At 69.9% G+C, this 25576-nt stretch carries 22 protein-coding genes and 1 pseudogene; 14 read left to right on the forward strand and 9 right to left on the reverse strand.

Annotated features, from left to right (window positions below; genetic code table 11):
- The first annotated feature begins 84 nt into the window (after positions 1–84).
- From ACP4J3_RS24925 to ACP4J3_RS24945, 5 genes are all read left to right on the forward strand, one after another.
- Entirely contained in the window at positions 85–915 is an 831-nt protein-coding gene (locus ACP4J3_RS24925; protein ID WP_426538045.1) for a Chromate resistance protein ChrB, read from the forward strand.
- 56 nt (positions 916–971) lie between these two features.
- Positions 972–2138 (forward strand): MFS transporter, encoded by a 1167-nt coding sequence (locus tag ACP4J3_RS24930; RefSeq protein WP_426538294.1) that lies wholly within the window; start codon positions 972–974, stop codon positions 2136–2138.
- Between the two features lie 454 nt (positions 2139–2592).
- On the forward strand, positions 2593–3207 hold the full coding sequence (locus ACP4J3_RS24935) for a dihydrofolate reductase family protein (protein WP_426538047.1): 615 nt from the start codon (positions 2593–2595) through the stop codon (positions 3205–3207).
- Between the two features lie 173 nt (positions 3208–3380).
- On the forward strand, positions 3381–3560 hold the full coding sequence (locus ACP4J3_RS24940) for a hypothetical protein (RefSeq protein ID WP_426538049.1): 180 nt from the start codon (positions 3381–3383) through the stop codon (positions 3558–3560).
- Positions 3561–3562: 2 nt separating this feature from the next.
- Positions 3563–4255, forward strand: coding sequence for a DUF2637 domain-containing protein (locus ACP4J3_RS24945; RefSeq protein ID WP_426538051.1), 693 nt, complete (start codon positions 3563–3565; stop codon positions 4253–4255).
- A 33-nt stretch (positions 4256–4288) separates the two neighbouring features.
- On the opposite strand, the gene ACP4J3_RS24950 is transcribed toward ACP4J3_RS24945, so the two are convergent.
- Together ACP4J3_RS24950 and ACP4J3_RS24955 are read right to left on the reverse strand one after the other, a co-directional pair.
- Positions 4289–4582, reverse strand: a complete 294-nt coding sequence (locus ACP4J3_RS24950) for a zinc-ribbon domain-containing protein (RefSeq protein ID WP_426538053.1) — start codon at positions 4580–4582, stop codon at positions 4289–4291.
- 128 nt (positions 4583–4710) lie between these two features.
- Positions 4711–6993 (reverse strand): (Fe-S)-binding protein, encoded by a 2283-nt coding sequence (locus ACP4J3_RS24955; protein ID WP_426538055.1) that lies wholly within the window; start codon positions 6991–6993, stop codon positions 4711–4713.
- Between the two features lie 187 nt (positions 6994–7180).
- Between ACP4J3_RS24955 and ACP4J3_RS24960 the strand changes: the two genes are divergently transcribed.
- The 5 genes from ACP4J3_RS24960 (at position 7181) to ACP4J3_RS24980 (ending at position 12534) form a co-directional block, all read left to right on the forward strand.
- The gene (locus tag ACP4J3_RS24960) at positions 7181–8245 is read left to right on the forward strand and encodes an MraY family glycosyltransferase (RefSeq protein ID WP_426538057.1); all 1065 of its coding nucleotides are present in this window, start codon (positions 7181–7183) and stop codon (positions 8243–8245) included.
- A 94-nt stretch (positions 8246–8339) separates the two neighbouring features.
- Positions 8340–10187 carry a molecular chaperone DnaK gene (gene dnaK, locus ACP4J3_RS24965; protein ID WP_426538059.1) on the forward strand — a complete coding sequence of 616 codons (1848 nt, stop codon included), beginning with the start codon at positions 8340–8342 and terminating at the stop codon, positions 10185–10187.
- A complete protein-coding gene (gene grpE / locus ACP4J3_RS24970) occupies positions 10187–10864 on the forward strand; it encodes a nucleotide exchange factor GrpE (protein ID WP_426538061.1) in 678 nt (225 codons plus the stop codon). The genes dnaK and grpE overlap by 1 nt, the downstream gene beginning before the upstream one ends.
- 36 nt (positions 10865–10900) lie before the next feature.
- Entirely contained in the window at positions 10901–12082 is a 1182-nt protein-coding gene (gene dnaJ, locus ACP4J3_RS24975; RefSeq protein ID WP_426538063.1) for a molecular chaperone DnaJ, read from the forward strand.
- Positions 12083–12087: 5 nt separating this feature from the next.
- Positions 12088–12534, forward strand: coding sequence for a heat shock protein transcriptional repressor HspR (locus ACP4J3_RS24980; protein ID WP_426538065.1), 447 nt, complete (start codon positions 12088–12090; stop codon positions 12532–12534).
- A gap of 69 nt (positions 12535–12603) precedes the next feature.
- Here ACP4J3_RS24980 and ACP4J3_RS24985 read toward each other — a convergent pair whose 3' ends face one another.
- Both ACP4J3_RS24985 and ACP4J3_RS24990 read right to left on the reverse strand, forming a co-directional pair.
- Positions 12604–14637: a fibronectin type III domain-containing protein gene (locus tag ACP4J3_RS24985; RefSeq protein ID WP_426538067.1), complete on the reverse strand. Its 2034-nt coding sequence runs from the start codon at positions 14635–14637 to the stop codon at positions 12604–12606.
- 94 nt (positions 14638–14731) lie between these two features.
- Positions 14732–15244, reverse strand: coding sequence for a hypothetical protein (locus tag ACP4J3_RS24990; protein ID WP_426538069.1), 513 nt, complete (start codon positions 15242–15244; stop codon positions 14732–14734).
- A gap of 304 nt (positions 15245–15548) precedes the next feature.
- Here ACP4J3_RS24990 and ACP4J3_RS24995 point away from each other — a divergent pair, with 304 nt between their 5' ends.
- Positions 15549–16673 carry a substrate-binding domain-containing protein gene (locus ACP4J3_RS24995; RefSeq protein WP_426538071.1) on the forward strand — a complete coding sequence of 375 codons (1125 nt, stop codon included), beginning with the start codon at positions 15549–15551 and terminating at the stop codon, positions 16671–16673.
- Positions 16674–16710: 37 nt separating this feature from the next.
- On the opposite strand, the gene ACP4J3_RS25000 is transcribed toward ACP4J3_RS24995, so the two are convergent.
- From ACP4J3_RS25000 to ACP4J3_RS25015, 4 genes are all read right to left on the reverse strand, one after another.
- Complete coding sequence (locus ACP4J3_RS25000; RefSeq protein ID WP_426538073.1) at positions 16711–17589, reverse strand: transglutaminase family protein; 879 nt, start codon at positions 17587–17589, stop codon at positions 16711–16713.
- Position 17590: 1 nt separating this feature from the next.
- Positions 17591–18523, reverse strand: a complete 933-nt coding sequence (locus ACP4J3_RS25005) for an alpha-E domain-containing protein (protein WP_426538075.1) — start codon at positions 18521–18523, stop codon at positions 17591–17593.
- Positions 18520–20061, reverse strand: a complete 1542-nt coding sequence (locus ACP4J3_RS25010; RefSeq protein ID WP_426538077.1) for a circularly permuted type 2 ATP-grasp protein — start codon at positions 20059–20061, stop codon at positions 18520–18522. The genes ACP4J3_RS25005 and ACP4J3_RS25010 overlap by 4 nt, the downstream gene beginning before the upstream one ends.
- Positions 20062–20606: 545 nt before the next feature.
- Positions 20607–21503 carry an RNA polymerase sigma-70 factor gene (locus ACP4J3_RS25015; RefSeq protein WP_426538296.1) on the reverse strand — a complete coding sequence of 299 codons (897 nt, stop codon included), beginning with the start codon at positions 21501–21503 and terminating at the stop codon, positions 20607–20609.
- Positions 21504–21750: 247 nt separating this feature from the next.
- Here ACP4J3_RS25015 and ACP4J3_RS25020 point away from each other — a divergent pair, with 247 nt between their 5' ends.
- The 3 genes from ACP4J3_RS25020 (at position 21751) to ACP4J3_RS25030 (ending at position 24640) form a co-directional block, all read left to right on the forward strand.
- A complete protein-coding gene (locus ACP4J3_RS25020) occupies positions 21751–22089 on the forward strand; it encodes a DoxX family protein (protein ID WP_426538079.1) in 339 nt (112 codons plus the stop codon).
- Between the two features lie 23 nt (positions 22090–22112).
- The gene (locus ACP4J3_RS25025) at positions 22113–23147 is read left to right on the forward strand and encodes an NADP-dependent oxidoreductase (RefSeq protein WP_426538081.1); all 1035 of its coding nucleotides are present in this window, start codon (positions 22113–22115) and stop codon (positions 23145–23147) included.
- Positions 23148–23590: 443 nt separating this feature from the next.
- The gene (locus ACP4J3_RS25030; RefSeq protein ID WP_426538083.1) at positions 23591–24640 is read left to right on the forward strand and encodes a LuxR C-terminal-related transcriptional regulator; all 1050 of its coding nucleotides are present in this window, start codon (positions 23591–23593) and stop codon (positions 24638–24640) included.
- Here ACP4J3_RS25030 and ACP4J3_RS25035 read toward each other — a convergent pair.
- Positions 24603–25575: pseudogene (locus ACP4J3_RS25035) on the reverse strand (helix-turn-helix transcriptional regulator). The gene ACP4J3_RS25030 and the pseudogene ACP4J3_RS25035 overlap by 38 nt on opposite strands.
- Position 25576 lies beyond the last annotated feature (1 nt).

Consider the following 25576-nt stretch of genomic DNA (forward strand, 5'->3'; position numbering starts at 1 on the left):
CGGCACACCGGCTCTCGGACGCCCATAGCCCTCGGGCTCGGCGCCCTCTGGCTGGCGGATGTAACGGTTGATACATTCCGATGTGTGACTGGCAGTGGCAGTGGCAGCAGTAGCGGTACGCGATGGATCGTGCTCGTCGTCAAGGTTCCCGCCGAGCCCTCCCGGCACCGGGTCGCGGTCTGGCGTGAGCTGCGGAAGATCGGTGCGCTGTCGCTCGGGCAGGGCGTGTGGGCCGTACCGGACGTGCCGGTGTTCGGCGCCGGGATCGCCCGGGCGCTGGAGCTGACCGAGCGGGCCGGGGGCGAGGCGGTGTCGCTGGCGGCGAGCGGGCGCGGGGCGCAGGACGGGCGGCGGCTGCGGGAGATGTTCACGGCCGCTCGCTCCGCCGACTGGGCCGAGTTCCTCGCCGACTGCGGCAAGTTCGAGGCGGAGCTGGCGAAAGAGATCCGTATCGCCAAGTTCACCCTCGCCGAGCTTGAGGAAGAGGAACAGTCGCTGGAACGGCTGCGCCGCTGGCACCGGGATCTGACGGCCCGGGACGTCTTCGGCGCCCCCGAGGTCTCGGCGGCCACCGAACGCCTCAAGGGCTGCGTCGCCGCCTGCGAGGACTACGCCGAGCGCGTCTTCGCCGCACTGCATCAGGTGCCGGAGCAGCGGGCGCCGGAGGAGGGGAGACCGGCCCCCGAGGAGGGGAGACCGGCCCCCGAGGAGGGGAGATCGGCCCCTGAGGAGGGGAGATCGGCCCCTGAGGAGGGGAGATCGGCCCCTGAGGAGGGAAGGCCGGCCCCCGAGGAGGGGAGATCGGCGCCTGAGCAGGGGAGACCGACCCCCGAGGAGGGGAGACCGACCCCCGAGGAGGGAAAGCCCGCCCCCGAGAAACGAAGGCCGGCGCCCGGGGAGGAGTCCGGCCGATGAGTGGGATACGGCCCCCGGAAGCCGCCCCTGCCCCTGCCCCCACCCCCGCCGCCCGGATGTGGCCCCTGTACGCCGCCGGCTTCACCACCGCCTTCGGCGCGCACGGCATCGCCGCCAACCTCGGCGGCCACTCCGAGGACGCGGTGACGTCCCTGCTCGTGCTCGGCGGCCTGCTCGCCCTGTACGACGGCGCCGAGGTGGTGCTCAAGCCGGTCTTCGGCACCCTCGCCGACCGGATCGGCGCGCGTCCGGTACTGCTCGGCGGGCTGGTGGGGTTCGCGCTCGCCTCCGCCGCCTACGCCGTCGCCGACAGCCCCGGCTGGCTCTGGGCCGCCCGGCTCGGTCAGGGCGCCGCGGCCTCGGCGTTCTCGCCGTCCGCCTCCGCACTGGTCGCCCGGCTGAACCCGGCGGCGCGGCACGGGCGGGTCTTCGGCAGCTACGGCTTCCACAAGTCCGTCGGCTACACCCTCGGCCCGCTGCTCGGCGGGGTCCTGGTGTGGGCCGGCGGGCTGCGGCTGCTGTTCACGGTGCTGGCGGTGCTCGGCGCGGCGGTCGCGCTGTGGGCCGCCGTCGCCGTCCCACACGTACCGCCGCTTCCCAAGCAGCGCCAGACGGTGCTGGACCTGACCCGGCGCCTGGCCGACCCGGCGTTCCTGCGCCCCACGGCCGCCCTGGCCGCGGCTACCGCCGCCCTCTCCGTCGGCGTCGGCTTCCTGCCGGTCTCCGGCGCCACCGCCGGCCTCGGCACGGTGGCGACCGGTGCGGCGGTCTCGGTGCTGGCGGCCTGCGCGGCCGTCGTACAGCCGAAGGCCGGGCGGGCCCTGGACGCCGGTCGCTTCACCGTCCGCACCGGCCTCACCGCCGGGCTGCTGACCACCGCGGCGGGGCTGGCCTGCGCGACCCTCCCCGGACTGGCCGGCCTCCTTCTCGCCGCCGCCCTCATCGGCACCGGCACCGGCCTGATCACCCCGCTCGCCTTCGCCGCCCTGGCCGCCGCCACCCCCGCGGAACGCCTGGGCCAGACGATGGGCTCGGCCGAACTGGGCCGCGAACTCGGCGACGCGGGCGGCCCCCTACTGGTGGCCTCGATCGCCACCACAGCCACCCTCGCCTACGGCTACGCGGCCCTCGCCCTCCTGATCGCCCTCGGCCCTGCCCTGACCCTGGCCGCGAGGCGGGGCGCCGCACCCGAGGCCGTACCGGAGCAGCCGGGCGACCGATGAGAGTGCGCGGGCCGTACGAGGTGCGCAGGGGGATGCCGGACGGCCACTCTCACCCACGGCTACGAGGCCCTCGCCGCCGGTCCCGCTCCGGCCTGGCGACCCGCCGGGGAGCCACGATCGGAGCCGTGTCGAAGCCAGCGGGGCGAGCGATGAGGGTGCGCGGGCCGTGCGAGGTGCGCAGGGGGATGCCGGACGGCCCTCACCCACGGCTCCGGTGCCGAGCGATGAGTGCGCGCGCCCACGCCACCCCCGCGGCGCCCACGCCACCCCCGCGGCGCCGACGCCGCCCCGGACCAGCCCGGCGAGCGATGAGTTCCCGCATCCCCCGAAGGCCAGCTGAGCTCCCGCATCCCCCGAAGGCCAGATGAGTGCCCGCGTCCTCCAAAGTCCATAGGGTCGGTCCATAGGGTCCATAGGGAAGGACGTCCACGAGCTCAGCGAAAAAGGGTGCCCCATGAAGGTCGCGGTGCAGGAGTTTGTGTCGTTGGACGGTGTCTCGCAGGGGCCCGGGTCCCCGGACGAGGACACCAGTGGTGGGTTCACTCGGGGCGGCTGGTTCGTGCCGTATCTCGACGAGGAGTTCGAGCGGCTGGCCGGGAGCTGGCTCCGCGAGGCGGACGCGTTTCTGTTCGGGCGTCGTACGTATGAGAACTTCGCCAGGGACTGGCCGGAAATGCACGACCATCCGGCCGCCGCCACGCTGAACGGCCTCCCGAAGTACGTGGCCACTCAGACCCTCACCCGGGCCGACTGGAACCCCACCACGATCCTCTCCGGGGATGTGCCGGCCCAGGTCGCCGAGCTGAAGCGGCAGCCGGGCCGCGAGCTGCAGATCCACGGCAGCGCCCGGCTCGCCCAGTCCCTGCTGGCCGCCGGCCTGATCGACACCCTGCGCCTCGTGATCGCCCCGGTCGTGGTGGGGCAGGGCCGGCGGCTGTTCCCGGACGGCGGCGCGCCCGCGGGCTTCCGCCTCGTCAGTCATCGGACGACGCCCGGCGGACTGTTCGTACACGTCTTCGAAGCGGTGGGAACTCCGCGGTTCGGGACCTACGGGGCCCACGGGGTCTGAAGTCGGCCATGATCGGAATTCATACGGAGTCATTGATGGGTCGTCGTCATCCATGCAACCCGTCTGAATTTCAGCTTCCGGGGGCGGTCATTGGATATTCCAGATAATCACCGTTGACGCATATTCCCCCGAATGCCAGATGTCCTGCCCCGCATGGCACTCGTTATGTGGGCGTGACTTGGCAGGAAAAATACGCGGCTGACGGTCTTCCGGTCCGTCCGCTTCAGGTAGCTGATCAGACCGCTGCGGAAAGCATCACGCACTGCTCTGATCTGCTGGACGATTTCCTGAAAACCATCAGCCGGATGGAGCGTGAATATCTCCGGGCCGCGATGGAAGGGGAGAACTTCTAGAAATGAGGACCGACTATGAAGCGGTAGACGAACAGCCCCATTACACCCAGCAGCTCGACATGCAGAACCTGTGGCAGGTGTCCGATCCGGCGTTCTCGCCGGAGGGGTGGGACCTGGACCGGGAGCTGGCGCAGATGCTGGGTTCCACGCCCGTCGTGGAACACGCTCCGCCCCGGCGGGAGAAGGACCGGCCGACCCCGCCGACCCGTCCGGTGCACCGCAAGCGACCGCAGCCGGGCGCCCACAGCCTCACCCGAAACCCGAGATTCCTCACCGTCTCCATCCTGGTCACACTCATCACCCTGTGTGCAGTGACGATGCTCACCTGGTCCATTTCATATTCGTACGATCAGCTACGTTCCATCGCGCTGCTCGTGGTCTCGCCGGAGCTGGCGCATTGGTGGCCGCTGACGGTGTACGGGCCGTGGCTGCTGGCCGGCCTGTCCATTCTCCGCGCATCCGTCCAGCGCCGGACCGCCCGGCGTTCCTGGGCGGTCATGTTCATCTCCTCCGGCGTGGCCGTCGCCCTGTGCATCGGCCAGTCCGCGGGTTCCCTGCTGGCGATGGTGATCGTCGGAATCCCACCGATCACCGCACTGGTCTGCTTTCGCGAGCTGGTCGGCCAGTTCTCGTCGCGCCCCGGCCCCAAGCACGCCGCCGACACGATCAACGGGCCCAAGCAGCCGAAGTCGTAGGCCGCCGCCCGGGGTTCCGGAAAGCCGGTCGGGTCAGGACCGGTACGGCTGCTGAGGCTGTCCGTACGGCTGCTGACCGCCGGGGCCCCCGGCGGTGGCCTGCGCCTGGAGCTGCTCGGCCTGCTCCTGCGTCACCTTCTGCTCCGCGCCGCAGAAGGTGCACTGCGTCGCGTACTTGGTCGAGACCGGGAACAACGGCACGAAGAACAGCGTGAACTTCGTGACGCGCTTGCGCAGCGTGTGCGCCGCGGGGTTGCCGCACTGGCCGCACACCAGGGTGAGTATCGCGAGCTGGTACAGGTAGCCCTTGGTGCCGAAAATGATCACGCCGTGGTCCTTTCCGATCCTCTCCGACCTTTTCGATCAGTTCCTGCTCTACAGCCTGCCGCAATACGGCGCCCCCTGTCCCGCACGGACCGTACGGGACAGGGGGCGCCGTCGTGCTGTCGGGCCGGTCACTTCGCCGGGGCCGGCTCCGGCTCGCTCTCGGTCTCCGCCGTGTCCTGCGGGTCCACCGGGGTCTTGACCGACTCCAGCAGGAGCTGGGCGACGTCGACGACCTGGATGGACTCCTTGGCCTTGCCGTCGCTCTTCTTGCCGTTCACGGAGTCCGTGAGCATGACGAGGCAGAACGGGCAGGCCGTGGAGACGATGTCGGGGTTCACGGACAGCGCCTCGTCGACACGCTCGTCGTTGATGCGCTTGCCGATCCGCTCCTCCATCCACATCCGGGCACCGCCGGCGCCGCAGCAGAAGCCGCGCTCCTTGTGGCGGTGCATCTCCTCGTTGCGGACGCCCGGGACGCTGGCGATGATCTCGCGCGGCGGCGTGTAGATCTTGTTGTGGCGGCCCAGGTAGCACGGGTCGTGGTAGGTGATGATGCCCTCGACCGGGGTCACCGGGGTCAGCTTGCCCTCGTCCACCAGGTGCTGCAGGAGCTGGGTGTGGTGGATGACCTCGTAGTCGCCGCCGATCTGCGGGTACTCGTTGCCGAGCGTGTTGAGGCAGTGCGGGCAGGTGGCGACGATCTTCTTGGCGGACTTGGGCTTCGCCGACTCGGGGACGACCTTGCCCTCGTCGTCCATCTCCTCGCCGAACGCCATGTTCAGCGCCATCACGTTCTCCATGCCGAGCTCCTGGAACAGGGGCTCGTTGCCCAGGCGGCGGGCGGAGTCACCGGTGCACTTCTCGTCGCCGCCCATGATCGCGAACTTGACGCCCGCCATGTGGAGGAGTTCGGCGAAGGCCTTCGTCGTTTTCTTGGCGCGGTCTTCCAGCGCGCCCGCGCAGCCGACCCAGTAGAGGTATTCGACGTCGCTCAGGTCCTCGATGTCCTTGCCGACGACCGGGACCTCGAAGTCGACCTCCTTGAGCCACTCCAGGCGCTGCTTCTTGGCCAGGCCCCAGGGGTTGCCCTTCTTCTCCAGGTTCTTGAGCATCGTGCCCGCCTCGGACGGGAACGCGGACTCGATCATCACCTGGTAGCGGCGCATGTCGACGATGTGGTCGACGTGCTCGATGTCCACCGGGCACTGCTCCACGCAGGCGCCGCAGGTGGTGCAGGACCACAGGACGTCCGGGTCGATGACGCCGTTCTCCTCCACGGTGCCGATCAGCGGGCGCTCGGCCTCCGCCAGCGCCGCCGCCGGGACGTCCTTCAACGCCTCGGCGGACGCCTTCTCCTCGCCCTCCATGTCCTTGCCGCCGCCGGCCAGCAGGTACGGCGCCTTGGCGTGCGCGTGGTCGCGCAGGGACATGATCAGCAGCTTCGGCGACAGCGGCTTACCCGTGTTCCAAGCCGGGCACTGCGACTGGCAGCGGCCGCACTCGGTGCAGGTGGAGAAGTCCAGCAGGCCCTTCCAGGAGAACTGCTCGACCTGGGAGACGCCGAAGACGTCGTCGTCGCCCGGGTCGGTGAAGTCGATCGGCTTGCCGCCCGACGTCATCGGCAGCAGGGCGCCGAGCGAGGTGGAGCCGTCGGCGTTGCGCTTGAACCAGATGTTCGGGAAGCCCAGGAAGCGGTGCCAGGCCACACCCATGTCGGTCTTCAGGGAGACCGTGATCATCCAGATGAAGGAGGCGGCGATCTTCAGGCCCGCGAAGAGGTACGTGAGGTTCTGCAGGGTGGCCAGGTCCATGCCCTCCAGCCACGAGACGACCGGGTACGAGATGAAGAACGAGGCCTCGTAGCCGTCCACGTGGTGCTGGGCGCCCTCCAGCGCGTGCAGCATGAAGATGCAGATGCCGACGATCATGATGATCGCCTCGACGAAGTACGCCTGGCCGGTGTTGGAGCCCGCGAACCGGGACTTGCGGCCCGCCCTGCCCGGCCGGGACAACTGCCGGATGACGATCAGCGTCAGGATGCCGACCACCGTCATCGTGCCGATGAACTCGACGAAGACGTTGTACGGCGCCCAGTCGCCGATGACCGGCAGGATCCAGTCGGCCTGGAAGAGCTGGCCGATGGCGTTCACGATCGTCAGGAGCAGCGTGTAGAAGCCGATCGCCACGAACCAGTGCGCGACGCCGACGATGCCCCAGCGGTTCATCCTGGTGTGGCCCAGGAACTCCTTGACCAAGGTGATGGTGCGCAGGACGGGGTCATTGGTCCGGGCCCCGGCGGCAAGGGGCTGGCCGAGCATCACGAATCGGAAGATCTGCACGATGGCACGGCCGAACAGGGCGACGCCGACTGCCATGAGGACCATCGAGACGATGATCGCGGCGAGTTGCATTTCGGGGCTCCTCGGGCCTGCGAGGGGGCGACATTACTAAGCGGTAACTTATGCAGTCCTCTGAGACTACCCGCATCCCCCATCGCACTGTAGCCAGGCGCGAGGTGATCTGGGTCGCTGAGGCTTGCCTTAAGAACAGATCGTGTTATTCATCCCGAAATGGTATATACGCCACTAATCTAGGCCCGTGCTTTACGGGATCGCCGCCGCCACCACCGCCCTCCTGCTGACCGCCCTCCTCGCGGCACTGCTCCGCCTGCCCGCCCTGCGCTTCGGCGTCCTCGACCGGCGGTGCCGGCGTCCGCTGCCGCTGCTCGGCGGCGTCGCCGTCGCGCTCGTGACCTGCCTGGTCGCCGCCGCCGGGCAGTGGACCAGGTTCGCCCCGCTCGGCCCGGAGATCATGCGGCTGCTGGTCGCCGCGGGCGCCGTCGCCGTGCTCGGGCTGGTCGCCGACGTACGGCGGGTGAAGGCGAGGTTCCTGGTCGGCGGTACGGCCGTGGCGGCGGCCTGCGTGGTGCCGTACGGCGACACCGGGATCCTGCTGGGGCTGGTGGCCGTCGGCTGGATCGTGCTGGTGGCCGTCGGCTTCAAGGCGCTGGATCACGCCGACGGGCTGGTCGGGACCGTCGGGGTGCTCACCGCCTTCGGGGTCGGCGTCTGCGCCGCCGCCGAGGTGATGGACGAACTCGCCGTGCTGCTCAGCGTGCTGGCCGCCGCGCTGACCGGGTTCCTCATGCACAACTGGCATCCCGCGCGGATCGGCCTCGGGGCCTGTGGGTCGCTCTTCGTCGGGTTCGTGCTGGCGTCGTCGGCCGTGATGGTCCGGGCCGGGCGCGATCCGGTGTCGAGCGCGGGCGTGCTCTACTCGCTCACCGCCCTGGCCACCGCCGACCTCCTGCTCGTGGCGCTGTCCCGGCGGCTGGCCGGACGGCCGCTGCTGCGGCGCGGGCCCGACCATCTCGCCCACCGCCTGCGCCGCATCGGCCTCACCCCGCAGGGCGCGGCCGTCCTGCTGGGGGTCGCGGGCTTCGCCGGGATGCTCGTCGGCGTTCTCGTGCATATGGGATGGATGGCGCGGTCCGGGGCGTTGTGGGTGGGAGTGGGTGCCCTGATCGCCGTATTCGCGCTGCTGCACATCAAGCCCTACGGGCCTCGGCGTCAACCCTATTTTCCCGTAGGGGACCCTGTTCGGCCGCCGGTGCAGGCGACATCGTCGCAGGTCAGGGCGCCGTTGCGCGTAAGGAACGGATAAGAGTTGAGTGGGGTCGACTCAGCTCTGTTGACCCCGGGGGAGCCGTCGTGCACACTTGAGTCCGTTCCACTCAAGTCAGCTGGAGGAATCAACCATGGCACGTGCGGTCGGCATCGACCTGGGCACGACTAACTCCGTCGTCAGCGTTCTGGAGGGCGGCGAGCCCACCGTCATCACCAACGCCGAGGGCGCCAGGACCACGCCGTCCGTCGTCGCCTTCGCCAAGAACGGCGAGGTGCTCGTCGGCGAGGTCGCCAAGCGTCAGGCGGTCACCAACGTGGACCGGACCATCCGGTCCGTGAAGCGCCACATGGGCACCGACTGGAAGATGGAGCTCGACGGGAAGCCCTTCAACCCGCAGCAGATCTCCGCCTTCATCCTCCAGAAGCTGAAGCGGGACGCCGAGTCCTACCTGGGCGAGAAGGTCACGGACGCGGTCATCACCGTCCCGGCCTACTTCAACGACTCCGAGCGCCAGGCGACGAAGGAGGCCGGCGAGATCGCCGGTCTGAACGTGCTGCGCATCGTCAACGAGCCCACCGCGGCCGCCCTCGCCTACGGCCTCGACAAGGACGACCAGACGATCCTCGTCTTCGACCTCGGTGGCGGCACCTTCGACGTGTCCCTGCTGGAGATCGGCGACGGCGTCGTCGAGGTGAAGGCCACCAACGGCGACAACCACCTCGGTGGTGACGACTGGGACCAGCGCGTCGTCGACTACCTGGTCAAGCAGTTCGCCTCCGGCCACGGCGTGGACCTCGGCAAGGACAAGATGGCCCTCCAGCGCCTGCGTGAGGCCGCCGAGAAGGCCAAGATCGAGCTGTCCAGCTCCACCGAGACCTCGATCAACCTGCCCTACATCACCGCCTCCGCCGAGGGCCCGCTGCACCTGGACGAGAAGCTCACCCGGGCCCAGTTCCAGCAGCTCACGGCCGACCTGCTCGAGCGCTGCAAGACCCCGTTCTTCAACGTCATGAAGGACGCCGGCGTCTCCATCGACGAGATCGACCACGTCGTCCTCGTCGGCGGCTCCACCCGTATGCCCGCCGTCGCCGAGCTCGTCAAGGAGCTGACCGGCGGCAAGGAGGCCAACAAGGGCGTGAACCCGGACGAGGTCGTCGCCATCGGCGCCTCGCTCCAGGCCGGTGTCCTCAAGGGTGAGGTCAAGGACGTCCTGCTCCTCGACGTGACCCCGCTGTCCCTCGGCATCGAGACCAAGGGCGGCATCATGACCAAGCTCATCGAGCGCAACACGACCATCCCGACCAAGCGGTCGGAGATCTTCACGACGGCGGAGGACAACCAGCCGTCCGTGCAGATCCAGGTCTACCAGGGCGAGCGCGAGATCGCGGCGTACAACAAGAAGCTCGGGATGTTCGAGCTGACCGGTCTGCCGCCGGCCCCGCGTGGCGTCCCGCAGATCGAGGTGTCCTTCGACATCGACGCCAACGGCATCATGCACGTGACCGCCAAGGACCTGGGCACGGGCAAGGAGCAGAAGATGACCGTCACCGGCGGCTCCTCGCTGCCGAAGGACGAGGTCGACCGGATGCGCCAGGAGGCCGAGCAGTACGCCGAGGAGGACCACCGCCGCCGCGAGGCCGCCGAGTCCCGCAACCAGGGCGAGCAGCTCGTCTACCAGACGGAGAAGTTCCTCAAGGACAACGAGGACAAGGTCCCCGGCGAGGTCAAGACCGAGGTCGAGGCGGCCGTCGAGGAGCTGAAGACCGCGCTCAAGGGCGAGGACACCGCCGAGATCCGCTCCGCCACCGAGAAGGTCGCCGCGGTCTCCCAGAAGGTCGGCCAGGCCATGTACGCCGACGCCCAGGGCGCGCAGGCCGCGGGCGGTCCCGAGGGCGCCACGGCGGGCGGCAAGGCCGCTGACGACGACGTCGTCGACGCCGAGATCGTGGACGACGAGCGCAAGGACGGTGTCGCGTAATGACGGAGGAGACCCCGGGTTTCGAGGAGAAGCCCGACGTCCCCTCCGGCGCGACCCCCGACGACGCCGAGCCGAAGGCCGCGCCCTCCTCGAACGCGGAGGGGGCGGCCCCGGCCGGGGACGTATCAGCAGCAGACGCCGGTCTGGTGGCCCAGCTCGACCAGGTGCGTACGGCGCTCGGTGAGCGCACGGCGGACCTCCAGCGGCTCCAGGCCGAGTACCAGAACTACCGCCGCCGTGTGGAGCGCGACCGGATCACGGTCAAGGAGATCGCCATCGCGAACCTCCTGACCGAGCTCCTGCCCGTGCTCGACGACATCGGCCGCGCGAGGGAACACGGCGAACTCGTGGGCGGGTTCAAGTCGGTGGCGGAGTCCTTGGAGACCGTCGCCGCCAAGATGGGCCTGCAGCAGTTCGGCAAGGAGGGCGAGCCCTTCGACCCGACGATCCACGAGGCGCTCATGCACTCCTACGCGCCGGACGTCACCGAGACGACCTGCGTCGCGATCCTCCAGCCGGGGTATCGCATCGGCGAGCGCACCATCCGCCCCGCGCGGGTGGCGGTCGCCGAGCCCCAGCCGGGCGCGCAGACCGTCAAGGGCGAGGGATCCGACGAGAGCGCCGCGAGCGCCGCGACGGCCGACGACAAGGAGAGCGGTGGCCCGGACGAGGGCTGACGTTGAACTGACGAGGAGAGAGGAGGGACGTCGAGGATGAGCACCAAGGACTTCATCGAGAAGGACTTCTACAAGGTCCTCGGCGTCCCCAAGGACGCCACCGAGGCCGAGATCAAGAAGGCGTACCGCAAGCTCGCCCGCGAGTACCACCCGGACGCCAACAAGGGCAACGTCAAGGCGGAGGAGCGCTTCAAGGAGATCTCCGAGGCGAACGACATCCTCGGCGACCCCAAGAAGCGCAAGGAGTACGACGAGGCACGCGCCCTCTTCGGCAACGGCGGCTTCCGCCCGGGGCCGGGCGCGGGCGGCGGCTCCTTCAACTTCGACCTGGGCGACCTCTTCGGAGGCGGCGCCCAGGGCGGCCAGTCCGGCGCCGGCGGCTTCGGCGGCGGACTCGGTGACGTCTTCGGGGGCCTGTTCAACCGGGGCGGCACGGGCACCACCCGTACCCAGCCACGCCGGGGCCAGGACATCGACACCGAGGTCACCCTCAGCTTCACCGAGGCGATCGAGGGCGCGACGGTCCCGCTGCGGATGTCCTCGCAGTCGCCGTGCAAGGCCTGCGCGGGCACCGGCGACAAGAACGGCACGCCGAGGGTGTGCCCGACCTGTGTCGGCACCGGCCAGGTGGCGCGGGGCTCGGGCGGCGGGTTCTCCCTCACCGACCCGTGCCCGGACTGCAAGGGGCGCGGCCTGATCGCCGAGCACGCCTGCATGGAGTGCAAGGGCAGCGGCCGCGCGAAGTCGTCGAGGACCATGCAGGTCCGCATCCCCGCCGGGGTGTCGGACAGCCAGCGCATCCGGCTGCGCGGCAAGGGAGCGCCCGGCGAGCGCGGCGGCCCGGCCGGTGACCTGTACGTCACCGTGCACGTCGACGCGCACCCGGTGTTCGGCCGCAAGGACGACAACCTCACGGTGACCGTCCCCGTGACCTTCACGGAGGCGGCCCTCGGCGGCGAGGTCAGGGTCCCCACCCTGGGCGGACCGCCGGTCACCCTGAAGCTGCCGCCCGGCACCCCCAACGGCCGCACCATGCGGGCGCGGGGCAAGGGCGCGGTCCGCAAGGACGGCACCCGCGGAGACCTGCTGGTCACCGTCGAGGTGAGTGTCCCGAAGGACCTTTCGGGGAAGGCTCGTGACGCGCTTCAGGCGTATCGCGAGGCGACCGCGGGCGAGGACCCGCGGGCGGAGCTGTTCCAGGCCGCGAAGGGAGCTTGATCGAGATGGACGGCCGTCGACGCAACCCGTATGAACTGACCGAGGAGACCCCGGTCTACGTCATCTCGGTGGCGGCCCAGCTCTCCGGCCTGCACCCGCAGACCCTGCGCCAGTACGACCGCCTGGGCCTGGTGTCGCCGGACCGCACCCCGGGCCGCGGCCGCCGTTACTCGGCCCGCGACATCGAACTGCTCCGCCAGGTGCAGGCGTTGTCGCAGGACGAGGGCATCAACCTGGCCGGCATCAAGCGCATCATCGAACTCGAGAACCAGGTCGCCGCGCTGCAGTCCAGGGTGGCCGAACTCCAGGCCGCCGTCGAAGGCGCCGCGGCGGCGATGCAGCAGCGCGAGGCGGCGGTGCACGCGTCGTACCGCCGCGACCTGGTCCCGTACCAGGAGGTGCAGCAGACCAGCGCGCTGGTGGTCTGGCGGCCGAAGAAGCCCAAGGACTAGGCGGCACGCACGTGTGTGAAGGGGCCCGGAGGTTCGCCGAGAACCTCCGGGCCCCTTCGCATGCGGTGCTCAGCCCTCGTTCGGGGCGACGACGACGGGTGCGAGGCCCGTGTACATCTCCGAACCGTCCGCGGCGGCGACCGCCGAGACGACATAGTGGCTGGTCGTCCCGGCCGGGGTGGCCGGGTCGGTGTACCCGCGGGCGTCGGCGGCCAGGGGTACGTCGGTCAGGCGGACGTACTGCTGTGTCGCGCGGTCCCAGCGGTACACGTGGAATCCGCTGGTGTCACAGTCGGTGCCGCAGGTCCACGACAGCACCGCCCGGCCGGCCTCGTCCGCCTCGGCGGACAGGGTCCAGGCGGCGGTGTGCGGGGGCGTGTGGGCGGGGGTGAGGTCGAACTCGTCGACGCTCACGTTGGCGACGACGTCCGCCGGGTTGCCGGACAGCGTGTAGAGGGAGTTGTTCGACGTGTCCACCGCGTCCACGAGGTAGACCCAGTTCTCGTCGTCGGGCACGCCGACGTCGACATACCGGGTCGTGCCGGGCGGGAGCGAGGCCATCCACTCGTAGGTGGAGGTGTCACGGGCGTCGGTGGCGCGCAGCACGGTGTACGAGGCGAGGTCCTCGGCCGTGCTCTCGTCCCACTGCAGCACCGTGCCGTACTCCGTGCTCGTGTGGGTGAGGCCGGTGACCGTGGGCGGCGGGGTCGTGTCCCGGCGGCTCGCGTAGACCGTGCGCGAGGGCGCCGACTCCCGGCCCTGGCTGTCGACGCTGGTCACGTAGTACGCGTACGACGTGCGCCGCTCGGCGGAGTGGTCGGTGCAGCCGTACTGCGGGTAGTAGTCGGCCTCGTTGCCCACCCGGTACGACTCGCAGACGACGTGTACCGGGACGGCGTCCGGGTCGGAGCGGTCCCAGCGGTAGGCACGGAACTCGGCCGGCGCCGCCTTCGACGTCGTCCAGCGCAGCTCGATCCCGGTCTCCGCCTCGTTGGTGCCCGCGGTGTCCATGGCGGGCACCGCCAGCGGGCGGGTGAAGGCCAGGACCTGTGAGGCCGCGGTGTTGCCGGCGCCGTCCTTGGCGACGACCCGGTAGTACGAGGTGTCGCCGTAGGGCGCGGTCTCGTCGAGGCGGCTGGAGCCGTACGACAGGCCGAGCTTCACGAACTCCCCGTCGGAGGCCGCGGCGCGGTAGACGTCGTAGGTCACGCCGTACGCGTCGTCCTGCCAGTCGAGGGTGACCCCGCGCACCGGATCGTCGCTCGCGGACACGACCGGCGTCAGCGGCGCGGTGCGGTCCACGGTCGTGACGAGCTGGTCGGTGCTGCCCGCCGACTCGTTGCCGGCCCGGTCCACGGCCCGCACCTCGTAGTAGTACGCGGTGCCGGTCGGCGCGAGGTACTGCGTGAAGGAGGTGCCGGTCAGCAGGGTGCCGCCGCTGACCACGCGGTAGTCACCGGTTCCCTTCAGACGCCGGTAGACGCGGTACCCCGCGAGGTCCATCTCCCTGTTCCTCGCCCAGGTCACCCTCGCCTTGCTGGTGGCCTGGTCGTAGGTCACGGCGGCGCCGGTCGGGGCCAGCGGCCGGACCTTGTCGACGGTGGCCGAAGTCCTGGGCGCGTAGCGGAACTTGACCTTGGCACTGCCGGTCCAGTTGACGTAGTCGACGCGCAGGGAGTGCCTGCCGGAGGGGATGGTGACGTTGACCGTCTTGTAGACCGTCGTGGAGGTGTTCCGCCACAGGTCGATCTTGCGGACGCCGTCGAGGTAGACCCGGATGCCGTCGAGGCCGGAGGCGCTGAAGGTGAAGGGGCCGCCGGAGCCGAAGTCCCGGGTCAGGCTCCAGCGGACGCCGAAGTAGTTCCTGGGCAGACCGGTGGCCGGGGCGCCCGTGCCCCAGTTCTGGTCGATGACGCTGTCGCAGTCGGTCTTCTTCGGCGTGCCGGAGAACGCGGTGTTCGCGAAGAACTGCCGCTTGAACACCGGAGAGTTGCAGGTCACGGCGGCGGAGGCGGGCGCGGCGAGGGCGCCGAGCAGGCCGCCCGCGGTGGCGAGCACGACGGCGGTCGCGGTGGCCGCGGTCGTGCGTCTGGCTGGGTTCATGCGGTCCTTCAGTCCTGTTCGGCGACGGTGGTGATCAACCGTCGCCGAACAGGACCGGCCGGCACCTCAATTGGTTGTACGGGCGCCGCGAAGGTCAGGGGAACAGGTCACCGATCGCGTCCGCGACCAGCATCCACATCGGCTGCGCGCCCGTGCCGAACCCCGCCGCGAGGGCGTATCCGAGGGCCACGTCGACGGCCTCGGGCGTGGCGCCCGGGCGCCAGTCGGCGGCGACCTCGCCGTTGCCCTCGGAGCTGAACTCCCCGAGGCGTCGCCCGTCGCGCAGCAGGCGACTGTCCGGTATCGAGTCGGGCACCAGCCGCCACACATGTCCGGCATACCGGACCTCGACCGCGTACGAACGCCGGGTCAGCCGACCCTTCGCCGGGTGCACGCCCGCCTCCTCGCCGTCGACGGTGAGCGTCAGCCGGCCGCCGTCCCGGGTGCCGACGGGGATGTGCTCCTCGGCCTCGGTGCCGGCGGCGCGGCGCAGCACGATCCGCGGCACCGTCTCGCCTTCGACGACGACCTCACCGCGCTCGGTGTCCAGGCGGACGGTCAACGGACCGGACACGGTGTCCTCGACGGGGGTTTCGGTGGCGGTCATACGGATGATCTTCGCAGCAGGGTGCCCGCGTGCCCGCGACGGCCGGGCGGCCGGCTGGCCGGGTTCGTTCGATCCTGTGGCCGAGCGCGGTACGGCGATGTGAAGCTGTCCTGGGTTTGATGGACGGGGTGTAATGACTGTTTGGAGAGGTTCCGGCATGTCTTTACATGCAAAGCGGAGCGTGGTGTTGCGCACTCGTTAAGTGGTTTTGCTTGACGCTGAGGGGCGTCGGCGCGTTGGCTTTTCAGTCACCTGGGCGCAATGGCGCGCCCGTGTCCCGAAGGCACCAGAAGTGAGCTCCTCTATGCGTCCCTTGCGCCCCCTGCGCCGTACCGCCATCGCCGTGGCGTCCGCGTCCACGATGACCCTCTCGCTGGCCGCGTGCGGGGCACTGGGCGTCACCGGGGACAGCACCGAGGCGAGCCCGACCAAGGGCAACGACATCACGGTGGGGCTGCTGCTGCCGGAGACGGCGAACACGCGCTACGACAAGTTCGACTACCCCATCATCAGGAACAAGGTCCTGGAGCTCACCGACAAGCAGGGCCGGGTCGTCTACAAGAACGCCGACGCGGACGCGAGCAAGCAGGCGAGCCAGCTCCAGCAGATGATCGACGACCAGGTCGACGTCATCCTGCTGGACGCCGTCGACGCGCACTCCATCGCCGGCGGGGTGGAGAAGGCCAAGGAGGCCGGGATCCCGGTCATCGCCTACGACCGCCTGGCCGAGGGTCCGATCGACGCGTACGTCTCCTTCGACAACGAACTGGTCGGCGAGGTCCAGGGCCGCACGCTCCTGGAGGCCATGAACCCGGTCGACTCCTCCGACAAGATCGTCATGATGAACGGCTCGCCCACCGACCCGAACGCGGGGCAGTTCAAGGCGGGCGCCCTCTCCGAGCTCAAGGGCGCGGTGGACATCGCCAAGTCCTACGACACCAAGGACTGGAAGCCGGAGAACGCCGAGGACAACATGGCCCAGGCCATCAAGTCCATCGGCGTCAACAACATCAAGGGCGTCTACTCCGCCAACGACGGCATGGCCGGCGGCATCGTCAAGGCCCTGGAGGCGGCGGGCGTCACCAAGCTGCCGCCGATCACCGGGCAGGACGCCGAACTGGACGCCGTCCAGCGGATCGTGGCCGGCGAGCAGTTCATGAGCGTGTACAAGTCGTACCCGCTGGAGGCCGAGAGCGCCGCGGAGATGGCCGTGGCCAAGGTCCAGGGCCATGACATCCAGTTCGACTCGCTCACCCAGCAGCAGGTCGACAGCCCGACCCACAAGGACATCCCGGCCCGCCTCGTCCCGGTGGTCGCCCTGACGAAGAAGAACATCGAGGAGACCGTCATCGCCGACGAGATCTACCAGGTGTCCGACATCTGCAAGGGCGAGTACAAGGCGGACTGCAGCAAGCTCGGGCTGAAGTAGCGAAGCAGCCCCCCGTCGGCGGCCGGGAGTTGGGAGTTCACGCCACCCGCGTGAACTCCACCGTCACCTCCGGCGGACCGCCGGGCACACCCCGGTAGACGCCCTTGTGCGGGGTGACGTCGTCGTAGTCGCGGCCGCGGCCGACCACCACATGGGACTCGTCGGCCCGGGTCCGGTTCGTGGGGTCGTAGCCGCACCAGTCGCCCGCCCAGTACTCGACCCAGGCATGGCTCTGGCCGGCCACCGGGCGGTGCAGTTCCGCCTCGCGCTCGGGGTGCAGATAGCCCGAGACATACCGGGCCGGCAGGCCCAGGCCGCGCAGCAGGGCGAGGGTGAGGTGGGCGATGTCCTGGCAGACGCCCGCGCCCTGCTCCCAGGCCTCGGCGGCGGACGTGTTCACCCCCGTGGCGCCGGGGAGGTACGACACCTGGTCGGCGACCAGCGCCGACACCGCGATCGCCGTCCCGTGCGGATCGAGACCGGCCGCCGCCTCCCGCGCCTTGTCGACGAGCCGCTCGGGGACCGTCGTACGCGATGTCGGCCCCGTGAACTCCAGCAGCCGGGAGGAGTCCACCCGCTCGGCGAGCTCCCGCCACACGGGCGCCTCCGGGAGCGAGCCCGGCGGGTGGGTCTCCACCAGGCTCGACGCCGTGATGGTGAGATCGGCGTGCGGGTCCATCAGCTCGAAGCCGGTGACCTGGGTGCCCCAATAATCCCAGTACGACCAGGTCGTGGCCGACGGGCTCACGGCGATCCGGGCGTCCAGGGTGGTCTGGCCGGGCAGGGTCAGCGGGGTCATGCGGACCTCGTTGTGCGAGGACGCGGCCGGCTGGGCGTACGAGACACGGGTGACGTGCTTGATACGGAGGCGGCGAGTGCCCTGGGTGGTCCCCCGAATGGTCCCCTGATTGGTCATCTCACGCTCCTTCCTGGGCCCACTCGACGGGCCCCTGGTACGGGAAGAACCGGTCGGCCACCGCGTCCGCCGAGATCATGCAGGCCTGCTGCAGGTCCTTCAGCAACCCGGGCAACTGGTCCTCAAGGGAGTGTGTGTCCAGGTATTCGAGACGGGTGCGCAGCCGGCCGATCGGGCGGCGCGCCGGGTCCTGGCGAGGGCGGCCGAGCGCGGTGAGGCACTCCTCCGCCGTGGTCAGCGCGTGCAGCGCCGAGCGCGGGAAGTCCCGGTCGAGCAGCAGGAACTCGGCCACCCGAGGGGTGTCGCCGAAACCGCTGTACACGCGCGCGTACGCCTCGTCCGCGCCGGACGCGCTCAGCAGGGTCGGCCAGTCGGGCGCGTGCGCGGCGTCCAGCACCCGCACCGACAGCAGCCGTACGGTCATGTCCACCCGCTCCAGACTCCGGCCAAGGACGACGAAACGCCAACTGTCGTCCCGGCTCATCGTCGAGTCGGCCAGGCCGAAGAACAGCGCCGCCCGCCTGCGCACCAGCTCCAGATAGGCGTACGGGCCGATGCGGCGCGCCGCGACCCGCTGGTCCTCCAGCGCGTGCCACGTCGAGTTCAGGCACTCCCACATCTCGGAGGAGACGGCCTCGCGAGCACTGCGCGCGTTCAGCCGGGCGGCGCCCAGCGCACCCTCGATCGACCCGGTCGAGCGGGCGTCGAAGGCCAACTGGTCGAGCACCTGCTGCATGTCGACCGGTTCGTCGCCCGCGTCGATCCCGAGGATCGCGTACAGCGACCGGCAGGCCACGTCCTCGTCGCGCCAGGGGTCCTCCAGCATGCGGTGCAGATAGGCGTCGAGGATGCGGCCGGTGGCGTCGGCGCGTTCGACATACCGTCCGGTCCAGGTCAGAGCCTCGGCTATGCGGGAGAGGATCACGTCGTTCACTGCTGCTGTGCCCCTTCCTGTACGACGGTGGGGGTGCCGTCGGGTCCGAGCCGGCGCGGGGCGACGTCGGGCAGTGCCGTGGCCGGAGCCGCAGGCCGCTCCGCCGGCCCCTCGGCCAGCACCCAGGTGTCCTTGGAGCCGCCGCCCTGGCTGGAGTTGACGATGAGGTTGCCCTCCTGGAGGGCGACCCGGGTGAGGCCGCCGGGCAGCACCCAGACATCGTTGCCGTCGTTGACGGCGAAGGGGCGCAGGTCGATGTGGCGGGGTGCCATGCGCTCGCCCGCGAGGGTGGGGGAGGTGGACAGGGCGACGGGCCGCTGGGCGATGAAGCCGCGGGGGTCGGCGATGACGGCTTTGCGAGTGCGTTCGATCGTCTCGTGGTCGGCCCTGGGCCCGATGACGATGCCCTGCCCGCCGGCGCCGTCGACGGGCTTGATCACGAGCTGCTCGATCTGATCGAGCACGGCCTCCAACTGCCCTGGCTCCTCCGGCCGATAGGACTCCACGTTGGGGAGGATCGGCTCCTCGTCGAGGTAGTACCGGATCAGATCCGGGACGTAGGTGTAAAGAAGCTTGTCGTCGGCGATCCCATTCCCCACGGCGTTCGCGAGTGTGACGTTACCGGCCATGGCGGCGCTCATGATCCCCGGGCAGCCGATCACCGAGTCGGGGCGGAAGTGGAGGGGATCGAGGAAGTCGTCGTCGAGGCGTCGGTATACGACATGGACGGGGACCTCGCCGCGGGTGGTCCGCATCCAGACCCGGTTGTTGCGGCACACGAGGTCGTGGCCCTCGACGAGCTGCACGCCCATCAGCCGGGCGAGCAGGGCGTGTTCGAAGTAGGCGGCGTTGCTGGGCCCCGGGGTGAGGACCACGACCCGGGGATCGGCTGTCCCGCCGGGCGCGGCGGCACGCAGGGCGGCGAGCAGCCGCTGCGCGTAACCGTCGACGGGGAGCACATGCTGCTCGGCGAAGAGGGAGGGGAAGATCCGGGTCATGGCCCGCCGGTTCTCGATCACGTACGAGACGCCGCTCGGCACCCGCACATTGTCCTCCAGCACCCGGAAGTCCCCGGCCTCGTCGCGTACGAGGTCGATCCCGGCGACGTGGATCCGCACGCCCCCGGGTGGTTCGACCCCGTGGGCCGCCCTGTGGAAGTGGGGGGAGTTGAGCAGCAACCGCCAGGGCACGACCCCGTCCTCGAAGGCGCGGGCGTGTCCGTAGGCGTCGGCGAGATAGGCTTCCAGGGCCCGCACCCGCTGACCGACTCCGCGTTGTATGAGATCCCACTCGAGGGCGTCGAGGATGCGGGGCACCAGGTCGAGCGGCCAGGGCCGCTCCTCACCCGCGAAGGCGTAGGTCACGCCCCGGTCGGTGAACGCCCGGGCCATCTGGTCGGCCCGGAACCGCAGTTCGCTCGGCTCGATCGGCTGAAGCGCCGCCAGCACCGGCTCATAGGCGGTCCTGACCTCACCTGGCCGCTCAAACATCTCGTCCCACGCGTCGGCCAACGCGTACGCGTCAAATATGTCCGCCATGGCCTGACGTTAAGTGGGGTGTGTAACGGGGTGATCACTAGGGAGTTTCCGGGATGTGGCGGCGGAAGGGTGGCGTCCGGGGTGACGAGCGGGGCGGCGAGAGGGGCGGCGCTGCTTCGTGAACCCTGGCCGGCCAACCGGCACAGCTACGCCAAGAGGGCTGTCGGCACTGAGCGCCGCGCGAGCCGAAAGCCGTGCGGCGTCGACCTTCGCGCGGATCGGCAATTGGCCCGTTTGGGTCGGCTTCGACGGCCGTGAGCAGGCGGGACCGGGGTTGCCGGTGGCCCAAAGCGGCCACTCGCTGATGACTGAGCCACGCGACCGCATCCGCACGTGACAACCTGCTGTCGTTCCCGGCCTGTTGGCCATGCCGGAGCCACTGGGGACCTGCTGCGGCGGCGGCAACGCGGGTCAGGGGTGCGTCGAAGTCGCCCGGAGCATACCCCGGAGGCATGGGTGGTGTTCGCGGCGTATCCGGGGAGGCGTTGGCCTCGCGCTTTCGCGAAGTACGGTGAGATCCTCGTGTTCCTGCCACGCCCGTGGGCTCAGCGGCTCACGGCAGTCGCCCGCTCGATACGCGACAGCTTCTCGGGGTTGCGCACGGAGTAGACCGCCGTGATGAGGCCGGCGTCGATCCGTACCGCCACGACGCTGTCGGTCTCCTCGTCGAGCCGGATGATCAGAGCCGGGCAGCCGTTGATCTGCACCGGCTCGACCGAGGTTCGGGCGCCGACCATGTCCAGGCCGGCGGCCAGCAAGCGAACCACCCTGTCGGCCCCCACGACCGGCCGGGGCACGGCCTGCACGACTCCGCCGCCGTCGCTCAAGAGGACGACGTCCGGCGCGAGGACGTCGAGCAGGCCCTGTAGATCGCCTGTTTCGATCGCCCGCCGGAAGGCTTCGAGGGCGTCTCGGGTCTCGGCCGGGGAGACGACTCCGCGTGGGCGGCGCGCGGTGACGTGTGCCCGTGCGCGGTGCGCGATCTGGCGGACCGCGGCAGGGCGCTTGCCGACGGCTCGCGCGATCTCGTCGTACCGCAGGTCGAACACCTCGCGCAGCACGAACACCGCGCGTTCGGCCGGCGTGAGCGTCTCCAGCACCAGCAGCATCGCCATCGAGACACTGTCGGCCAGCACGACGTCCTCGGCCACGTCGGGCGTGGTGAGCAGCGGCTCGGGGAGCCAGGAGCCGACGTAGGACTCCTTGCGCCGGTTGAGCGTGCGCAGCCGGGCCAGCGCCTGGCGGGTGGTGATCCGGATCAGGTATGCACGCCGGTCCCGTACAGCGTCGAGATCCACGTCCGCCCATCGCAGCCAGGCCTCCTGCAGGGCGTCTTCGGCGTCGGCGGCCGAGCCGAGCATCTCGTAGGCGATGGTGAACAGCAGGTTGCGGTGGGTGACGAAGGCCTCTGTGGCGGGGTCCGGGCGGTCGTCCTCGCTCATGCCGGGCGCCTCGGGGATCCGGAAGGTGTCGGCCACGGGGTGCTCCTGTCTCTCCGCTCTCGATGCGTCGCCCATAAGAGAGCTGCCCCGCCGTTTTTGTGACACCACTACGGCGAGCGAAGAGCCGAAGCACGAGCAGTGCCACTCGTTGCCCTTCCTGGAGTGTGGCCCAGGTCACGCAGATGCGGTGTCACAAGGATCGGGTCGCCGGCATCTCGTGTTCGACCAGTTTGCAAGGAGAACCCTTATGAACCTCGCTCTGTGGATCACCGCCGGACTGCTCGCCGTCGTCTTCCTGACCGGCAGTGCCACCAAGCTGCTCCTGCCCAAGGAGACTCTGGCGGCCCATCCCAGCGGGAGATGGGTCAACGACTTCAGCGCCGCCGCCGTCAAGGGGATCGGTGCTGTCGAGCTCTTTGCGGCGGTGGGTCTGATCCTGTCCGCCGCGCTCGACATCGCGCCGGTGCTGGTGCCGCTCGCCGCCACCGGCGGGGTGCTGCTGATGACCGGCGCGGTCATCACGCGTTTCCGCCGTCGAGAGAAGGAGATCGTGGCGGACCTGGCCATGAGCACACCATGCGCATAGCGGATGACGAGAGCGGAGAGATCATGAAGGCAGTGCGATTCCACTCCTACGGTGCCAGCGACGTCCTGGTCTACGAGGAGGCGGACCGGCCGGTGGCCGGTGCGGGGCAGGTGGTGGTGCAGGTGGCCGGCACCTCGTTCAACGACGCGGACGCCGCGCTGCGCTCGGGGTTGCGGCAGGACATCGTGCCCGTGACCTTCCCGCACATTCCCAACCTCGACCTGTCCGGTGTCATCACCGAGGTCGGCGAGGGTGTGACCGACTGGAGCGTCGGGGAGACGGTGGTCGCGCTCCTGCCGGCGACCGCGCCGGGCGCGGCCGCCGAGTACGTCGCCGCACCCGCCGAGGCGCTGGCCACCGCCCCCCGCGCAGTCGAGCCGGCCGACGCCGCGGCCCTGCCTCTGGTCGGGCTGACGGCCTGGCAGTCACTGTTCGAGCACGCCGGCCTGACGGCAGGGCAGAGCATCCTGATCAACGGCGCGGGCAGCGCGGTGGGGGGTTACGCGGTCCAGCTCGCCACCCGGGCCGGTGCCACCGTGACCGCGACCGCCTCCATGCGCAGCCGCGATCGCATCCGCTCCTACGGCGCGGACCGGATCGTCGACTACACCGCCACTCCGCTCCCGAAGGCGGTGACCGGGCAACAGTTCGACGTAGTGCTGAACCTGGTGCCCACCAGCCCAGCGGAGAACGCGCAGCTAGTGGACCTGGCCGCCGATGGCGGGGCCTTCGTCAGCATCACCACGCCCGGCCCACAGGATGCCGGGCGCGGCGTGCGGACGGTGCGGGCCTTCGCGCGCAGCGACGCCGCCCAGCTCGCCGAGCTGGTCGCCCGCGTCGACGCCGGAGAGCTGGCGATCGAGGTGGCCGAGCGGCTGCCACTGGCCGACCTGGCCAGGGTCCACGCCCGCGCCGCCGACCGGTTCGCCCGGATCGCCGAGCTGGTCGCCCGCGTCGAGGGCGGAGATCTCGCCGAGCGGCTGCGGGCCGACCCGGCCGCGGTCCACGACCGAGCCGCCGCCGGACAACTCGCCGGCAAGACCGTCCTCATCCCCTGATCGGAACAGGCCGGCAGGCGCGATCGAGGTCCGGATCCAGCAGTTCCGTGGCCGTCGCCAGGGGGAAGCCGCATGGCAGTGCGCGCCCCGGCGTGCACAGACGGGCCCGGAGGAGGATGGACTGCGGGATCAACTGCCGGCCGGAGCCCACCCTTCTCCACCAGCGGCCGACCCACGCCGGACCTGTGCCGTGGCTGAGCACTCGTTTGCCGTCGCTTGATCAACCATGCATGGCATGTGCACGCGCAGTGGCTTTCATATGCTGAACATGCCTGATGTGGAGCGGGTTGGAAGGTGCGTATGAGGGTTCGGGCCGTGTTGCGGTGGCAAGCCCCTCTGCGCATAGTTGCGCTGGGGTGGTCGGGCGGTTGCCATGAACGCTGTGAGGGTGCTGCACGAGGTTACGGATAGTGTGCGGCAAGGTCGGTAGTCGGGGGTGGAAGATGTCCGGGCACGGGGCGGAGGAGCATCCTCACGGCGCCGACCGACTGTGTGAGGCCGGGGACCGGGTGTATTCCCGGGCTGTACGGCGGGGCCGAGTGCCGCGTCGGGATGCCGATGCGGTGCCCTGCCTGCTGGAACTGGCGCTGCTGCACCCCGATCCCGACGACATGGACTGGCTGGTGCCGACCTCCCCGCAGGAGGTCATGACGCGGCTGCTGCGCGGGATCTACGACGAGGTCAGCGCGAGCCAGGGGCGGATGGGCTCGGCGGTGGCGGCGTTCGAGTGGTACGCCGGGCTCGGTCCCCCGCTGTCGCAGGCGTCCGGCGCCGAGGGCACCGCGATCCGGGTCCTGGACGGTGACTCGCGCATCCAGGGCGCGCTGGACGAGGCGACCCAGGCGTGCACGAGGGAGGTGCTGACCGTGCAGCCCGGCGGCATCCGTCCCGAGCACGAGCTGACGGAGGGGCTGCACCGGGCGATGGCGCTGCGTAGGCGGGGCGTGCGGATGCGGGACCTGTACACGCACGTGGCCCGGCACGGCCAGGGCCTGCTCAACTACCTTGAGCTGATGGGCGATTCGGTGGAGGCTCGCACTCTGGACGAGGTCATCGACCGACTGATCGTCTTCGACCGTACGGTGGCTTTCATCCCCGCGAACGCGGACCGCACGATCGCACTGGAACTGCGGCATCCGGGGCTCGTCCACTATCTGGTGACGGTCTTCGAACGCTTCTGGCGCCTGGCGATCCCGCTCACGGCCCCCCTTCCCGACACCGGCATCGAGGGCATCTCCCACCGTGAGCAGTCCATCGCCGCGCTGTTGGCGGAGGGTCACCAGGACGCGGTGATCGCCGAGCGGCTCGGCATAAGCGTCCGTACTTGCCGTGCCCACATCGCCAAGCTCTCGGAGACTCTGGGGGCAGCGAGCCGTACGCAACTGGGCGTCCGCATCGCCCAAGTGGGTCTGGACGGGCCATCGCGGACGGCAGGCGTTTCATCGTCGCCGTCACTCAGCGTTCCAGATCAAGGATCTCCGACTGCCCGATGAGGTAGCCGAGTTGAGCCCTACTGTCACTTCCCAGGACCTTGGCGAGTTTGGCGATGTGGACGCGGACGGTGCGGATGTTCATGCCGAGGCGGTCGGCGATGACGGCATCGGTGTGACCCTCGATGAGCAGGCCGGCGATGGCTCGCTGGCGGGGAGTGACACCGTTGAAGGCGGGCTGCTGGACTGCCTTGGGGTACATGGGTGGCCATGTGCCAAAGACGGTCAAAGGCGGTAGCCAGGTATGCGACCAGGGGACGGTGACGGATCTCGACGGCGAGCGTGCGATCCGCGTTGGCAGGGATGAAGGCCACTACGCGATCGAGGACGACAAGGCGTTCGGGCACCTCATGCAGGGTGCGGACCTCGACATCGCCTACGAGACGCTCGTAGTGGGCCAGAACCGCTGGGTCATGGCGGGTGGTGTGTTGGTAGAGCGTGCGCATCCTGCAGCCTCGCGTGAGCGTCTCCTGCTCTCGAGGGAAGGCATCGGTGAGCTGGGACAGGGGCCGCTTGCCGCCGGGCTGGATGGCCAGGACCTCGTCGGTCGACCGGAGCATCGCCTGACTGATGGCGTGGTTGATCTGCTCGAACCCGTTCAGGAGATCGATCGCCGCTGTGTCGGTGGTGGGTATGCGCTCGACGTCCAGCGCCAGGAGCGGCTCGAACGCCTCGGCCAGCCAGGTTTCGTTGCGGCGGTGCCGGGCTACGTTCTCGGCGATATTTCGAAGCAGTTGCGGGAGCACAAGAGCCGGTGCGACGGGACGCAGTCGGTGCGGGTTCTCGATGTCTGCGCGAAGCACGCCGGATCGGAGCACGCAAGGCACCTGACGTGCTTCGTGATCCGGCACGGAGCCCTGATCCAGGGCACGGGTGTACAGCTTCAAGCCCGCTTCACACAATTGCTCCGCCTCGTGACTGTGTGCCTCTGCGGTCACG

It is taken from the genome of Streptomyces sp. UG1 (genome assembly GCF_049974585.1).
GTDB lineage: Bacteria > Actinomycetota > Actinomycetes > Streptomycetales > Streptomycetaceae > Streptomyces.